The sequence below is a fragment of the Flammeovirga aprica JL-4 genome (genome assembly GCF_012844305.1).
In the GTDB taxonomy this organism is placed as follows: Bacteria; Bacteroidota; Bacteroidia; order Cytophagales; family Flammeovirgaceae; genus Flammeovirga; species Flammeovirga aprica.
Map to the genome: position 1 here is coordinate 32,372 of NZ_JABANE010000056.1, position 16,225 is coordinate 48,596.

Consider the following 16,225-nt stretch of genomic DNA (forward strand, 5'->3'; position numbering starts at 1 on the left):
ATACATTGTAAACTAAATTATTCTAATTAGAAATCAGGAGATTTCTGATGATCTGAAGAACACAACTGACGCTTACGCTTAACATTCACGCCAGTGGATTCTCTACTCTATTCATTGGGTAGTGCTCCCTCGGCTTGGAAGTAGATCATAAAAAGCTTGCAGAAAAATCGATTGAAAGTTGACGATCACTCAGTTTACAGTGTACTTAATATCTCAAACTACATCTAAACCGCTACAGCTATTTCACTTGTATGAAATAAATTAATTACTTAAACACAAAGTATTTCTATGAAACGAATGACTAAAAAAACGCTCTACACAGTAGTGTACGTGAGTGCTATTACTCTTTTTTCACTAACTACTAAAGCAGCAACTCGAATCACTATGAATACCATTTCTTCTCTTGCAGATTGGAATAATACATCAAATTGGTTGGGTGGCAATATCCCCACGGCTGGAGATGATATTTTTATCCAACATGCAGTTGTGATTGATTTCAAGACACCATCATTTGGAAGCCTTACAGTTAAGAGTGACGCAAGTTTATCTGTCATGGAGAATGGAGACTTGCAGTTAGATCTTTTGATAGGGACAGTGAAGATCAATGGATCGGGGAACTTTCATATTTTGGGAAAACTCTCTGCGGGAAAAGTGATAATGGAAGGTACAGGAACTTCTATCGTTTATCAAAATGCTACGCTTAATTTGACGGAATTAGCATTAAAAGGCCATGAAACTTTAGAGTTTAGTACCACAAGTAATCTTTCAAATATAGAAAAAATCACCATCTCTGAGGATGCTGTTTTAATGGTTAACTCTAATTCAAGGAAAGAGGATACTTACACTGATGAGATTGATAATCACAGCCTCAAAGTATATCCCATACCTTCTAAAGATCATGTTTATGTGACAAAAGAAGGAACTATAGAAAAAGCTGAGTCATTTACTTTTGAGTTATTTGATGACATGGGGCGTCAATACCCTCTGAAAAATGCTCATTATCTGGGAGACCGCTGGAAAATAGTATTAGAAGGTTTATCCAAAGGTGTATATTTTTTGAAAATCTCTGATAAAAGTCAAGTTTACTTTGAAAGAATTATGATCGAGTAGAAGCATGTTTTATGGTGGTTTGTATGAGCTTATAGTTTGTAATGCTTATACAAACCACTTTGCTTTTTTTAAAAGAATATTAAATGATAAATAATTGATTTTTGGAGTTTCAAAATACTGATAATGTGTTTTTTGTTACTTTTTTCTGTTTTATTTAAATGATAGTAAGGAGGTCTTGCTAAATTAATGATGTAATAATCATGATGTAAAATATTGGCTTGAATGAGAAGTGAGAAAATTATAAAGTATCATTCAAGAATAGCTAAAGCAACAAAGAAGACTTACTTATATTTTTCTTTTAAAAATCGAGTTGTGGGAATTTAATATACTGATATACAGAGATATGAATGCTATGAGGTGGAGTTTTTGATTATAACAAAAGAATGTAAATTATCAGAAAAAGAAATATTAATACTGATTCTATTTTTGTTCTATCATATTTCCATACATAATTTTTGATGTACCAAAGAAATTGACCTTAAATGAAGCAAACAAACCATATTATTAAAATTACTTATTCTACGATGGTCCATCTTACAGGATTTATAATGGAAATAACTTATTAGGAATACTTTTTTAATTTAATGAATTAGAATGAAAAATATTATTACGCTCGCATTAAGTATAGTTCTGATATGTATTGGTTTTGAAGGTTGGTCACAGATCACCTATTTTGGTGAAATGCAGTTAGCTAAACTTGAATCATGGAATGGAAAGGGTATGCAAACCACAAGTCCAACCGGTGATGGAACAGCATTTAAATACACAAGAGGAGAAGGAAGGAGTGCTGGAATGATGATGAAATTGCCTTCAAAGATTGATGTTTCTGGTGATCGTAAATTTGAAGTGACATTATATATCCCTAAACCTAAAAAAGAAAAAGATAAATACAGGTTTAATTTTACTTTGAGACAAGATGGAGAAGGTGGAAAGGGACAGATGAACAGGTCTTTTTACATTGAGAAGTTTGATGAGTGGGTGACCTATAAACTTGATTTTGCTGGAGATGAAGCCATCAAAGATTATAATGTGGTGATCTTAAGTTGCTTTGCAAATGATATGGAAGGGAAAGCAGTAGGAAATGACGTGTATCTGAAAAGCATAACGGGCCCAAGCATCTATTCTGAAAATGTAATATTCAATGCCAGAACAAACAGTGAAGGAGATAAGGTGATTATGGATATTATTTCAAAAGAGGACTTGAAATCAAAAATTAAGAAAGCAGAATTTAAAGTCATTAAAAACGGTTACAAAGAGTTGGAGGTCAGTGAAGTGAATTTCGAGAAGAGAAGAATTGTCATTTCATTGAATGAGAAAATAAGACATACCGATAATATAAAACTGAATTACCCCAAAGGGAAAATTACTGATGTTGGGGAGAAGGAACTGAAGTTCTTTAGAAATAGAAAAGTAGTGAATAAAGTACCGTTGGTATTACAACTATTTACAGATTTTGCTCAAAATAATCCATATGTTGAAAGCTTCAGAAGTGCAGGGACAGGTAATTGGACTTCAAATGTTGCAGATCCTGAAAAGGAAAACCAAAAGGTGGGGAAATTTGTAAGAGGTGATGCACTTTGGGATGGCATCTATATAAAACTTCAGCAACCCATAGATATGAGAGTGCAAAAGGTTTTTAAATTAAAAATCTACGTAAAGAACCCAGGAAAAGAAATCACTAATCCTAGTATTGATTTTCTGTTACAGAACAAAGATTCAAAACTTCAGATGAACGCTAAAGCTAAGGTGAAACAATTTGATCAATGGGTGGAATATACACTTGATTTTAGAAAGCAAAAACCTAAAGCATCAACTTATGACAGAATCGGTATTATGATAGCAAGCCCTGATAAGGACAAAGATGCAGTGGGAATTGAATATTATTTTAAAGATTTAGAAGGTGCCGAATATCCTGATAAAGTCAACTAGAAATAATTTGTAATAGTAAGGTAAATGATCTTGTTTCTGATTTTCAGATGCAGGATAACCATTTACATATAGATTGAAAAGTAGGGTGTGACTACTTTTTTAATGAGGTTCAAAGGTTTGATTATCAAAAGCTAATGGAAGTTTTTTGAGTTTATGGACAACCACTCATTTTATCATTTAATTATAGACTAAACATCATGAAAAGAATTATTTATTTATCACTAATCGCTCTATTGTTTGCTTGTACTTCGGAACAGGAGGGTAAACTGAAAAGCTTTACACCAGGGCAAACTTGGCAAGACAACAATGGAGTACATATTAATGCTCATGGAGGAGGAATTCTGTTTCATGACAACCTTTATTATTGGTATGGTGAACATAAAATTGTAGGTGGTGCAGGAAACAAAGCACAAGTGGGCGTACATGTTTACTCTTCCAAAGACCTTTACAATTGGAAAGATGAAGGTATTGCATTAGCAGTTGATACCGTTGATATGAAGTCTGATATTGCAAAAGGAGCTATTATTGAAAGACCTAAAGTGATCTATAATAAAAAGACCAAGAAGTTTGTGATGTGGTTTCATTTGGAACTGAAAGACAAAGGATATGATGCCGCCCGTTCAGGAATAGCAGTTGCCGATGCAGCCACTGGCCCTTTTACTTATGTGAAATCAATAAGACCCAATCAAAAAGACTGGCCTATAAATGTGCAAGATTTTCATAAATTGCCTGTGGCAGATACAGTAAAAGAAAGTTACTGTGGCGGTAAAGACTGCCTGCCGAGTCATGTTGATTCTCTAAACCTTTTAGGCCGTGATTATGCTGTTGGTCAAATGGCTAGAGATATGAACCTTTTTGTTGATGATAACGGTAAAGCATACCACTTGTATTCATCTGAGGAAAACAGTACTTTGCACATTGCTGAACTTTCAGATGATTATTTATCCCACTCTGGAAAATTTGTAAGGGTATTCCCCAATAGATATATGGAAGCACCAACGATCTTTAAAACCTCAAAAGGGAAATATTACTTTATAGGTTCTGACTGTACAGGATGGGCACCAAATGCGGCAAGATCAGCTTCTGCAGACAACATTTTTGGCCCATGGACTGAATTAGGAAATCCGTGTATTGGGGAGGAAGCGGTAACCACTTTCAAGTCGCAGAGTACTTATATTTTACCAGTGCAAGGAAAGAAAGATGCTTTTATTTATATGGGTGATAGATGGACGCCAGAAAACCCGATTGATGGACAATATATCTGGTTGCCAATCCAATTTAAAGAAGATAAAATCGCTTTAGAATGGAAAGAAAACTGGGATCTGACAGTATTTTAATGAATGAATTAGCCTAATAAAATGAAATTATTGAAATCATATCTGTTTTTCCTCTTTCCCTTTTTACTTTTCGGTTGTGCATCAAGCAAGTCGAATAAACAGAAGGAAGCAAAGAGTTCGAAACTACCCAATATCGTTTATATTTTATGTGACGATGCAGGGTGGGGTGATTTGAGTTGCTATGGACAGCAAAAATTCTCTACACCTCATATTGATGCACTGGCAAATAGCGGCATGAAGTTTACAGATCACTATGCCGGAAGCAGTGTTTGTTCTCCTTCTCGCTCCACCTTATTCACAGGACAGCATACAGGACATACAGCTGTAAGAGGAAATAAAGAAGTATATCCAGAAGGACAGCATCCACTATCAGAAAATACTTTTAATATAGCCAAAATGCTAAAATCTAAAGGTTATACTACAGGTATGTTTGGCAAGTGGGGTTTAGGTTTTCCGGGTTCAGAAGGTGCACCCAACGCACAAGGTTTTGATGAGTTTTTCGGTTACAATTGTCAACGTTTAGCTCATACTTATTATCCTTTGTATTTGCGTCACAATGGTGAAAAAGTAGATTTGAAAAGAAATGAGAAAGACGAAAAACAAGAATACGCACATGCCATTGTCCATCAGAAAGCATTAGATTTTCTCGATCAACAAAAAGATGAACCGTTCTTCTTGTATCTGCCTTATACCATTCCTCATGCAGAATTGCTAGTACCGAATGACACCACTTTCGCAAGGTTCAAGAAGTTATTTCCTCAGCAAAGAGGTTTTAAAGATCAAAAGAATACCGATCCAGAATTCTCACAAGAAAAGCGTTTTATTCAAGGGGTGTACGGTGATCAAGAATATCCTCATGCGGCCTTTGCAACAATGATGACCTATTTGGATCGTTCTGTGGGAGACATCATGAAAAAACTGAGAGAAAAAGGATTTGATGAGAATACCATTGTTATTTTTTCATCAGACAATGGTCCGCATATTGAAGGAGGTGCAGATCCTTATTTCTTTAATTCAAACGGACCTTTCAAAGGAGTGAAAAGAGATTTATACGAAGGTGGAATTAGGGTTCCTATGATCGTTAGCTGGAAAGGAGTAGTGACAGAAGGATCCACTTCAGATCACCCTTCAGCATTTTGGGATGTCTTGCCTACTTTTGCAGAGATTGTTGGAGCAGAAATTCCTCAAGATCATAATATCGATGGTATTTCTTTCCTTCCCACATTAAAAGGAAAACAGCAGAAAGAGCATGAATATATGTATTGGGAATTCCATGGCGGTGGCGGAAGAGTTGCTACACGGTTTGGGAAATGGAAAGGAGTTCAATATCATTTGAATAAACCTGAGAAATCAAAAATAGAGCTTTATGATTTATCTGTAGATGCAGGAGAAGAAAAGGATGTGTCAGCACAGTATCCTGAAATTGTAGAAAAAGTAAAAACAATTTTTGCGACTGCTAGAGAAAGATCAGAAGATTTCAAAATGCCTGGAGAACAGTATTTAAAATAGGTAAGACTTAAGAGTGAAGAGTTAAGAAAGCAGTTCGTGATGTGGTCCTTATTTTTGGTAGAACCATTGTAGGGACGTTGCATTGCAACGTCCACTGAACCACTAAAAAACAACAACACGAACCATTTTTTCTTCATTCTTCATTCAAAAAAATAATAAAAGAATCATGTTAAAATCATTTATAAAAATAGGCTTGATCCTACTGATAGGAATTCAAGCTTATGCTCAGAAAAATCAGAAACCAAATATCTTACTGATCAATGTAGACGATATGGGTTGGGCCGATGTTGGTTATAATGGAGGTAAAGAATACCATACACCCAATATTGATAAGCTAGCCAATGAAAGTATTATTTTCCCCAACGGTTATGCAGGTGCTGCAAACTGTGCTCCTTCCCGAGCTTGTTTGATGACGGGGCAGACCACTTCAAGACATGGTATAAGTACAGTTCCCCCTGCCAATAGAGGTCCGGTTTTCAGTAGAAAATTAAATGCCGTACCAACAGAAAAACACTTGAAAGGAGGAGCTTATACGATGGGAAGTCTTTTACAACAAAATGGCTATCAGACAGCAATTTTTGGAAAGTGGCATTTGAGTGAAGATGCTCGCTATCATGGTTTTGATTATGCTATTGCTGCCGGCCCGAAAGGACACCCTAATTCCTATTTCAGTCCATACAGCTTATTCAATATTGAAGATGGTGAGGATGGAGAGTATTTGACAGATCGGCTTACTGATGAAGCGATCATATATTTAAAGAAAGAACGCAAAAAGAAACAGCCCTTTTTCCTCTATTTGCCGTATTATGCTATCCATACCCCTTTGATGGGAAAACAAGCATTAAAGCAGAAATACAAAGGCGTCAAACAAAAAGATGGTCATGGAGTGAATTTAGATTACGCGGCTTTAATCGAAAATACAGATTGGAATGTAGGCCGTCTTTTGGAAACGTTGGATAAACTGAAGCTTACAGATAATACAATCATTATTTTTACATCAGATAATGGCGGTATCTATACTTACTCCCATCAATTGCCATTAAGAGCAGGAAAAGGTTCTTATTATGAAGGAGGAATTAAAGTACCTACTTTATTCAAATGGAAAGGAAAGTGGGCAGAGGGCAAAGAAATTCAAAACAGAGTGACACACCTTGATTACTTACCTACAGTTTTAGAATTAACAGGAACAGAAATGCCTGCAAATTATCCATTAGATGGCAATTCTATCGTTCCATTACTAGCAGACGAAGGTTCTTTTGAAAATGACCGACCTATTTTCTTTCATTTCCCTATTTACTTACAAGCTTATAGTAAAGGCGGAGATGACGCAAGAGATGCATTATTCAGAACTCGCCCTGGATCTGTTGTGATCAAAGGAAACTGGAAATTGCATTATTATTATGAAGACAATGCAAAGGAACTTTACAACTTAGAAAATGATATTTCAGAACGTGATAACCTAGCAGATAAAAATCCTCAGAAAGCGAATGAAATGTATCAACTATTACAGGATTGGTTGAAAGAAACAGGAAGTAAAACTCCTACAGAAGCGAATCCGAAGTATGATGCTGCGAAGGAGAAAACGGAACTAGAGAAGTATCAGTAATTTTGTTAAGAGTTAAGAGTTAAGGTGGTTAGTAACGACAGGATTTTGCAACATTCCATAAATGAATGATATCTAGGTTTTATTCAACCATGTTGCCAGTCACAACAAGCTCCACATTCTTAACTCTTCTCTCAAAAAGCCTCCTTTAATAAACATGAAAGAAATGAGTATTTCTCTTGATCAGAAAAGATAATTATTCAACATAAAACACCTAAAAATAAGGTTAAATACTTGAAAATGAATACTATAAAGGTGTTTGATAAAACAGCAAGTCTTTGAAAATTTCAAGAAAAAGATTAGCGATAGAATAAAGTAAACTTGCCTAACCAAAATATTACTTTTTTTATTACTTAATAGACAATGGAATGAAATTAAACATTACTGACAAAACTATTTATTTATGTCTATTGTGCCTATTAATAGCACTCAAAGTGACTGTTGCGAAGGCACAAACTAACGGCTACTATTCTTATTACAATGAAGGACAACCTAGTTTATTAGAAATTGATAAATTAAACTGGGGTACTTGGGGTATTATTGAAAACCCTGATCAGACGCAACATAATAAAGTAGGTGTGCTAGCACGACAAGCAGGTCCCAACGCTTTTGTTCGTTTCAGATCTAATGGAGAATTTGACTTTTCAGAAGGTACAAAAATCTCATTCAGGGCATATGCTGAAACAGTCGGTGAAGCACCTGAAAATCAAACGATGGCGATTATTTTAAGAGACGTCAACAATAACAGTGGCACACAGTTTTTAGGTTCCATGCCTATTCCATCTTTTAATGAATGGCATGAATACGTGTATGAAGTAGATCCAGCCTCAATTCCTGAAGGAACGGTATATGAAAACCTTAGAATTTTCCCGCTTTATCAAACTGCAGGTGCGGATGGAGAAGGAATGTCGTTTTATTTTGAAGATATTAAAGGTCCCAAAATTAATGTGGGTAAAATGCTCGTGAAAGCGGCTACTTCAGCTGACGGCCAGAAGGTACTAGTTCATGTAGTAAGTCATTCTGCTTTAGCGACTTCAGATGCTCAATTTGAAGTGAAAGCAGGTGATGTTACACAAGCAATTTCAAGTACAGCAATTGTAGACGGTAAGATTGAAATCACCTTGACAGAAAGAGTTACATATGGCAATAACTTGACAATAAGCATGACTTCTGGGGCTATGGCGGATGAAGCAGGAAATACCCTTTCAGATTGGACTGCACAGAACGTGGTGAACAATTTTGAATTGATTCAAATCCAAAGTTTTGATGGAAATGGAGGGTTAACGGCTGAAGCGATCAACGGTTTAACTTTAACTACTGAAGATAACCCCTCGAGAGAAGAAGTATTGATGCAGACGAAAGTCGGAAAAATTGTAAAAGGTGAAAATCCATCTTCTAGTTTGAGATATAAGCTAAATGGTAAAATCGCTTATGGTAAAGAGAATGTAGTGACTTTAAAGCTTTTTGTACCAACACAGGATAATTACCCTGAGGAAAATAATATCATGGTAAAAATGATCAATACTCAAGATGGTACACAATCACAGCCCCTCAAAACACAAGCAATTACAACATTTGATGCATGGACAAAATATTCTTTTGACTACAGTGCAGATATTGATGATACATATTCTTTTGATGCGATTGAAATCATTTTTGGTACAGACAATGCGAACACAGGAACAGGTACAGAATACTACATCGCTGATTTAAGAATACCGTCACTTTCAGAAGATTCAGATGCTACTTTATCGGATTTGAAAGTAGGAGGAACAACGGTGGAAGGTTTCTCTCCATCCACCACTTCTTATGATGTAGCATTAGCGTATGGTTCTTCTCAAATTCCTGCAGTAGAAGCTGTAGTGGCTGTGGAAGGAGCAGTAGCAAATGTTGGGGCACCTGTGGAAGTTGATGGTTTTTCTAAAGTAACGGTGACTGTAACGGCTAAAGATGCTTCTACCGCATTAGATTATACAATCAATTTCACAGAAGGAGCACCACGAACAGATGCGACATTAAAGGATCTGACAATTGATGACACAACTCCAGAGAATTTTAATGCATCGACTAAAACCTACACACAAGAAGTCGCTTTTGGAACAACGGTTTTTCCAGTAGTTGCAGGTGTAGTCAATGACGAGTCCGCATCAGTAGATGTTTCAGAACCTGTAATTTCAGCTGAGAGTGCAGTGGTAACATTGACAGTAACCGCTCAAGATATACAAGTTCAGGAGGTTTATACAGTAACTTTTACATTTGGAGAGCCAAGTACAGATGTAACTTTGAATAAAGTAATGTTTGATGGTGAAACCTTCGAGGAGTTTGATGTTGCTAAGAAAAGCTATGACATTGAATTGTCATTTGGAACGACTGATTATCCTGTAATTACCGTTGAAGAAAAAGATGAAAATGCCACTACAGTAGTATCAGAATATGTAGAACAAGGAGTAGTGGCAACGGCTACAGTGACAGTAACCGCTCAAGATGGGCAGACACAAGAAGTATATACTTTTAATTTTACAATCGCCGCTTCACTTTCTGATATCGCTACTTTAGAAGAGCTGATGATTGATGGAATAATGGTAGACGGTTTTGCAGAAAATGTAACTGAATACAATATCCTACTTCCTTATGGAACGACGGCAATTCCAGAAGTGACAGCCAAGGCTTCCTCTTCAGTGGCCAATCTCGTGATCTCGGATGCTGTAAAGGTAGAGGAAGCAACTACAGTGAAGGTGACAGTGACGGCACAAGATGGTATAACAAAGAAAGTTTATCAATTGAATTTTACGGTAGCTTTGCCAAAAACAGACGCTTCTATTACTTCAATAACAGTAGGTGGAAAGGATTTGGGATATACATCTGATCAAGGAAATTATACGTTTGGCGTTGCACCTGATGCAGTGGAAGTACCGGCAACAGTTGTTATAAAAGGAGATGCAGATGCGACAATAGTGATCGACGAGGCTTCTGATTTAGCAGGAACGACCACCATCACAGTAACTGCTCAAGACGGCATCACAAAAAATGTTTTAACTATTAATTATAAAGTATTGTCCAATGATGCAGACCTGGCTTCCATCAGTATAGATGGGGCACAGCTTGAGGGATTTCAATCGGCAACTTTAGAGTATACTTACACTTTACCTTTTGGCACGACTGAAATTCCAGTTGTTTCAGCTACGGAAAGTCATACAGGAGTAGCAAAAGTGGTGATTACACAAGCAACAGAAGTGGGTGGTTCAGCAATAATTGTAGTGACTGCAGAAGACCCAACGGTTACACTTTCATACAGCGTAACTTTTGAAGAAGAAGCACCTTCTAGTCAAGCTCAATTATTAGATTTACTGATTGACGGTGTATCTGTAGTAGATTTTAAAAGTGATTCAGCCAACTACGTAATTTCGGTGAATTCAACAGAAGTACCAGTAATTACAGCTGTGGCAGAAAGTGAGTTTGCAACCGTTGAGATCAAGCAAGCAGAAGAATTTGGAGATATGGCTTTTGTCAAAGTCACTGCACAAGACGGTTCAACAGTACTGACATACTCTGTTTTCTTCAATTCTGATGTGATTGCTTCTGTTGAGAATGGATTGGCGAACCTTAAAATTTATAAGTCTGCCGCTACAGAATTGAGCATCGACTCGGATGTGAATCTCGATGGAAAGTCACTTTATATTTATGACTTGAATGGAAGAGTCTTGAAGTCGATGACTTTATCAAACAGAACACAGAAAGTAACAGTTTTGAATAAAGGGTTATTGATTATACAGATCATCGGTACAGAAGGAAAAGCATCTCGTAAGATTATTTTCTAAAAGGTGCTGTAGCTTATAAATTGAAGTCTTGATATTTAAATTAAGCATTAAGGTGGTTTGTGTTCTGGACTATCTTAATGCTTAATTCAAAAAACACCTAACTATTTTATCCAAAAACGAACTATAAAATAGAACTAACTATGTCTACATTATTATCTATTTTTCTTCCTACAAGGGCTAAAATCCATTTGCATTTTATAAAGAGGTTAAGCCCAAATCAAAATTTTGGTTCTAGAGGACCATAACATTTTCATTCCTTATTAATAAGATACTCTATGCTAGTTTAAAAATGGAGGATAGAATTCAGTCATAAGAAATATTCTAATAGTCGATCTTATAACCCCTAACTATTTTTATGCTTTGTTTGCAAGTTAAGGATAGAGATGATGTGTGTATAAATGAGAAGCTGGTAGTTTTTACTATCAGTTTCATTATACATACAGCTTTACATTAAAATAAGGTTTTCAAAAAAGTAAATTTTATAGATATGAATAATAGTTGATTATGAGCGTTTTATATTTGTTTATGAGATTATGACAACAAAATGATAAAATTCCAATCTTCTCAAAACAATAAATTCCCTATCTTCAAATCAATTAAACCCGACAAAAAGGTTGGTTTGATTTTTTGATGATCATGAGGGTATTAAAAGCAAATAAGATTATTCTTGTAACACTTTACAGTTTTTAATGCATTCATACGTAAAATGATTTTTTAATAGTTATTCTTTAATATAAATGTTGGCTTACAGACTATCCTTTTTATTGATGCTTTTGAGTTGGCAGATTACATTTGCCACTTCATCCAAGTTGCACTATTTTGATAAAATAACTAATGAAGATGGCTTGACAATGAATACCGTCAATTGCCTGTGTCAAGATGAAAATGATTTTATCTGGATGGGATCTCCTAATGGTTTAATCAAGTTTGACGGTAATGAATACTCATTCTTTTACCATCAGCCTGGAGATGAAAATTCAATATTTGGTAATAAAGTAACTCATATATTCAGTGATCAGCCGGGTATTTTGTGGATTGTAACCAGTATGGGTGTAACCACCTATAACGTAGATACCAATACATTTACAGAAGTAAAAAAAATCAACAACCATATCATAGACACAAATGGTATTAAAGATATTTTGAGTGATGGGTCGAACAATAAATGGATTCTGACTTCAATGAAATTATTACTGGCAGAAAGTGATTCAGCTTCATTTAAAGTGACCAACGTAGCACTGCCTTTTATAGAACAAGCCAATGAAAAACTAATTACCCTAAGAAAGGTCAAGAACACTTATTATCTATTGACGGACAAACATCTTTATAGCCTTTATTTAGAAGAAACAAATACCTTTAAAGTCATCGAAAAAATTGATTGCGGGAACTTTGGAGGTACTATCTTCAGACAACTTTATTTTGATGAAGCAAATCAAATGGGCTATATCGCAATGGACAGTGCATTGATTACTTTTAATTTGAATTTCGAGAAATTAAAGCACATGGAAAGCATTCCATACGCTGCTTTTACTTCAAAAGAACAGGTTGTAGAAGTATCAAAAATCATTAAAAAACAAGATGATATTTGGATTGCGACTGCTACTACTGGCCTATTGAAATACAATGTAAAATCAAAAATAAAGCAACATTATCATAAGTCTCCTGCACATTATGCGTTAAATAGTAATACTATTAATGACATTTTAGTAGATGCTTCAGGGGTGATCTGGTTTGCTACAAAATATGGAGGAATCAACCTTTTGAATCCCCATAAAAAAGCATTTTATGGATTGACAACGGATAATACGTTGACCTCAAATTTGGTCAATTGCTTTTTGGTCGATTCTAAAAACAGACTATGGGTGGGGCTGTTTCGTAAAGGATTAGATGTAAGTGAAGGAGCTTTCGAATTGAATCAAATCAATCAGATAAAATTCAGATCGGTAATGCAGAACACCACCATTTTTTCTATTAAAGAAATCAACGAACAGCTGTTTATTGCTACTCATAGAGGGTTGTTTATCTATGATCTGGAAACGGAGCAATTTATTGATATACCGAATTATCCAGAGCTTATTCCTGCGGCTTATGCTATAGAAGAGGTGAACCGTAATTTGCTGATCAACAGTAGGGGATACTTATTTTTATTACACTTAGACGGTAAAAAAGTAGATGCAGAAACGCCATTGAACTTTGAATGTTTAAATGATAGAATAGAAGGTATAAAGCCATTGACAGGTCCAATTGTCGATCAGTTTTTAGTAGATGGTGATAATGGAATATACATAGGAGCAGGTAACGGATTGTACCATTTTGATACCGCTTTTAATAAGTTAACACATTATCAATCCGTCAAAGATGATCCCAACACTTTGGGAAATGCCACCGTTTTTTCCATTCATAGAAGCCGTGATGGAGTGTTGTGGGTAGGTACTTTTGGTGGAGGACTTCATAAGTGTATTGAAAAAGACAATAAGATAGAGCGTTTTGAAAGATATACAACTAAAGACGGTTTACCTAACAATGCCGTTTATGGTATTTTGGGAGATCAAGATCATGGATTGTGGGTATCGACAGATGCCGGTTTGACACGTTTCAATACAGAAACAAAAACCTTTAAAAATTACTCCATTTTTGATGGTTTGCTATCCAATAAATTCAGAAGATTCGCCTTTTACAAAGACTCATTTGGGACAATGTTTTTTGGTAGCATCAATGGAATTGTTGTTTTTAATCCTTCTGATATTGGTCCAAATACAGTAGCTCCAAAACCTCAGATATTAAAACTAAAAGTCAGAAATGAACTGATAGAGGCCAATCAAGTTTATGATAATCAGGTGATTTTGACAAAGCCTGTTTATAAAACGAATCATGTTACGCTTCCTTATGATATGAATCAGATTAGTCTTGAACTTGGGGCTACGAATTATGTCAATAAGGATAACGCTATTTTCTCTTACAGATTAAGAGGTATGGACGATGCTTGGATTCAGAAAGGAGCAGGACAGAAAATGGTGAATTACTCAAAACTTCCTTCAGGAAATTACATTTTTGAAGTAAAGGCAATCAACAGTAATGGAGTGGAAAGTGAGCAAATACGTTCTTTAAAAATCACAATCCAAAACCCTTGGTACCTTACTTGGTGGGCCTGCATGGTGTATATTTTTATAGTATTGATGATTGCCTTAGTGATTTATAAATACCTGTCGAATGTGATCGTTTTAAACAAAAAAATTATAGAAGAGCAGAAAGATCAAGCACACATCAAGAAAATAAATGAGGCAAAACTGACCTTTTTTACCAATATCAGCCATGAAATCAGAACACCGCTTACCTTGGTACTTAGTCCATTGGAGAAATTGACAAAAGATCAACGTTTAGCACCTGAGTTAAAGCACCTTGTAGATGAAATTAATGTCAATGGACAGCAGTTATTAAGTTTGACGAACTCCTTATTGGACTTTAGAAAACTAGGGAAAGGGGAATTGGAACTGAAAAGTACGCATCAAGATATTATTCCTTTTATCAAGAAAACAGCAGAGGCTTTTCTGGGTTATGCCAAAGACAAGAATATTGATTATAAGATTCTTCTAAAAGAAAAAGAGCTTTATGGCTGGTTCGATAAAGCGGTTTTAGAGAAAATTATTTTCAACTTGCTGTCAAATGCTTTTAAATATACAGCAGAAAACGGCAGTATTACTTTTGACTTAAAATTGAAGGAAGATAACGTATTATGTTTCTCGATTGAGGTTTCTGGCAAAAGGTATAAAGAAGATGAGATGGACATGGCGTTTGATCAATTTTATCAAGGGAATAATGAAGAGACCATGTTTGATAATACAAGCATTGGTCTGAAGCTAGTCAAACAACTATTACAGCTCCATAAAGGAGAAATTAAAGTAGATTATAATCTGGATACAGGGTCTAAATTCATGGTAGAATTGCCTGTGCAAATTCCAGGAAATAAAGCTCAACTTCAGGAAGAAGTGATTGAAAATACACCTACTGTAGCATTAGAAGAAAGTAAACAGGAAGGGCAAGCAAAGTCAGATGCTAAAATCCTTCTTGTAGATGATAATGAAGGGATTAGAAAGCTTGTAGATCAATTGTTTGGTGAAAAATTCAATATGTTTTTTGCGGAAGATGGGGTTGAAGGGGAGAAGAAAGTACATGAAGTAGAGCCTGATATTTTGATTTTAGACGTCAATATGCCGAACATGAATGGGTATGAATTGGCTGAAAAATTAAAAGCAGATGAAAGCACCCGTCACATTCCTATCATCTTTTTAACCGCTTTGATTGATGAAGACAGTAAGAAAAGAGCTTATGAAAAAGGAGGACAGCTGTATATCACAAAACCATTTTCTCCTCATATTCTTGAATTGCAACTGAATAGTATGTTGCATCAGAAATCTTTGGAAGATGAGAAGAACATCAAGAAAATAATTCTAAGTCCGGAAAAGAAAAAATTCAAGACCAGAGATGAGGATTTTCTGCAAAGAGTACATCAAGTTTTAGAGGAGAATTATGGTGATGACCGATTTACCGTTGAAGATATTGCTGATGCCGTGAATATGTCTTATATCCAATTTTATAGAAAGTTTAAAGTACTGACCAATTTCACAGCCAACGAATATTTAAGAGAGTACCGATTGGAAAAAGCGGCCTACCTCCTAGAGCATGATGAGTCACTTTCTCTGAGGGATATAGTTTTCAGTATTGGTCTTAATAGTCAATCTTACTTTACTACCGTCTTCAAAAAGAAATACGATGTGACCCCTTCAGTGTATAAAAAGAACAAGAAAAAAGAAAGGTTAGAGCAAGGTTTATAAGCGTTGTATTATTACTCTAATCTTCTATCATTTAACCAAAAAGTGCTCTGTTTATAGCCTTATACCCCTTTTTTACTACTTCTTAAG

At 35.4% G+C, this 16,225-nt stretch carries 7 protein-coding genes; all 7 read left to right on the forward strand.

The annotated features are described in order from the left end of the window. Positions 1-288: 288 nt before the first annotated feature. Positions 289-1,110 carry a T9SS type A sorting domain-containing protein gene (locus tag HHU12_RS19360; RefSeq protein ID WP_169658389.1) on the forward strand — a complete coding sequence of 274 codons (822 nt, stop codon included), beginning with the start codon at positions 289-291 and terminating at the stop codon, positions 1,108-1,110. Between the two features lie 594 nt (positions 1,111-1,704). Further along, on the forward strand, positions 1,705-3,039 hold the full coding sequence (locus HHU12_RS19365) for a hypothetical protein (RefSeq protein WP_169658390.1): 1,335 nt from the start codon (positions 1,705-1,707) through the stop codon (positions 3,037-3,039). Between the two features lie 197 nt (positions 3,040-3,236). Continuing rightward, the gene (locus HHU12_RS19370; protein ID WP_169658391.1) at positions 3,237-4,376 is read left to right on the forward strand and encodes a glycoside hydrolase family 43 protein; all 1,140 of its coding nucleotides are present in this window, start codon (positions 3,237-3,239) and stop codon (positions 4,374-4,376) included. A gap of 21 nt (positions 4,377-4,397) precedes the next feature. Further along, complete coding sequence (locus HHU12_RS19375) at positions 4,398-5,885, forward strand: arylsulfatase (protein WP_169658392.1); 1,488 nt, start codon at positions 4,398-4,400, stop codon at positions 5,883-5,885. A gap of 166 nt (positions 5,886-6,051) precedes the next feature. Then, positions 6,052-7,491, forward strand: a complete 1,440-nt coding sequence (locus tag HHU12_RS19380) for a sulfatase (RefSeq protein WP_169658393.1) — start codon at positions 6,052-6,054, stop codon at positions 7,489-7,491. A gap of 365 nt (positions 7,492-7,856) precedes the next feature. Beyond that, the gene (locus tag HHU12_RS19385) at positions 7,857-11,306 is read left to right on the forward strand and encodes a T9SS type A sorting domain-containing protein (protein WP_169658394.1); all 3,450 of its coding nucleotides are present in this window, start codon (positions 7,857-7,859) and stop codon (positions 11,304-11,306) included. Positions 11,307-12,043: 737 nt separating this feature from the next. Then, positions 12,044-16,138, forward strand: a complete 4,095-nt coding sequence (locus HHU12_RS19390; RefSeq protein ID WP_169658395.1) for a two-component regulator propeller domain-containing protein — start codon at positions 12,044-12,046, stop codon at positions 16,136-16,138. Positions 16,139-16,225 lie beyond the last annotated feature (87 nt).

What these genes read in the sequence shown, in the direction of transcription:
- HHU12_RS19370 (WP_169658391.1), top strand. Translation starts at nt 3,237, where the DNA reads ATGAAAAGAATTATTTATTTATCACTAATCGCTCTATTGTTTGCTTGT.
- HHU12_RS19390 (WP_169658395.1), top strand. Translation starts at nt 12,044, where the DNA reads ATGTTGGCTTACAGACTATCCTTTTTATTGATGCTTTTGAGTTGGCAG.
- HHU12_RS19380 (WP_169658393.1), top strand. Translation starts at nt 6,052, where the DNA reads ATGTTAAAATCATTTATAAAAATAGGCTTGATCCTACTGATAGGAATT.
- HHU12_RS19375 (WP_169658392.1), top strand. Translation starts at nt 4,398, where the DNA reads ATGAAATTATTGAAATCATATCTGTTTTTCCTCTTTCCCTTTTTACTT.
- HHU12_RS19360 (WP_169658389.1), top strand. Translation starts at nt 289, where the DNA reads ATGAAACGAATGACTAAAAAAACGCTCTACACAGTAGTGTACGTGAGT.
- HHU12_RS19365 (WP_169658390.1), top strand. Translation starts at nt 1,705, where the DNA reads ATGAAAAATATTATTACGCTCGCATTAAGTATAGTTCTGATATGTATT.
- HHU12_RS19385 (WP_169658394.1), top strand. Translation starts at nt 7,857, where the DNA reads ATGAAATTAAACATTACTGACAAAACTATTTATTTATGTCTATTGTGC.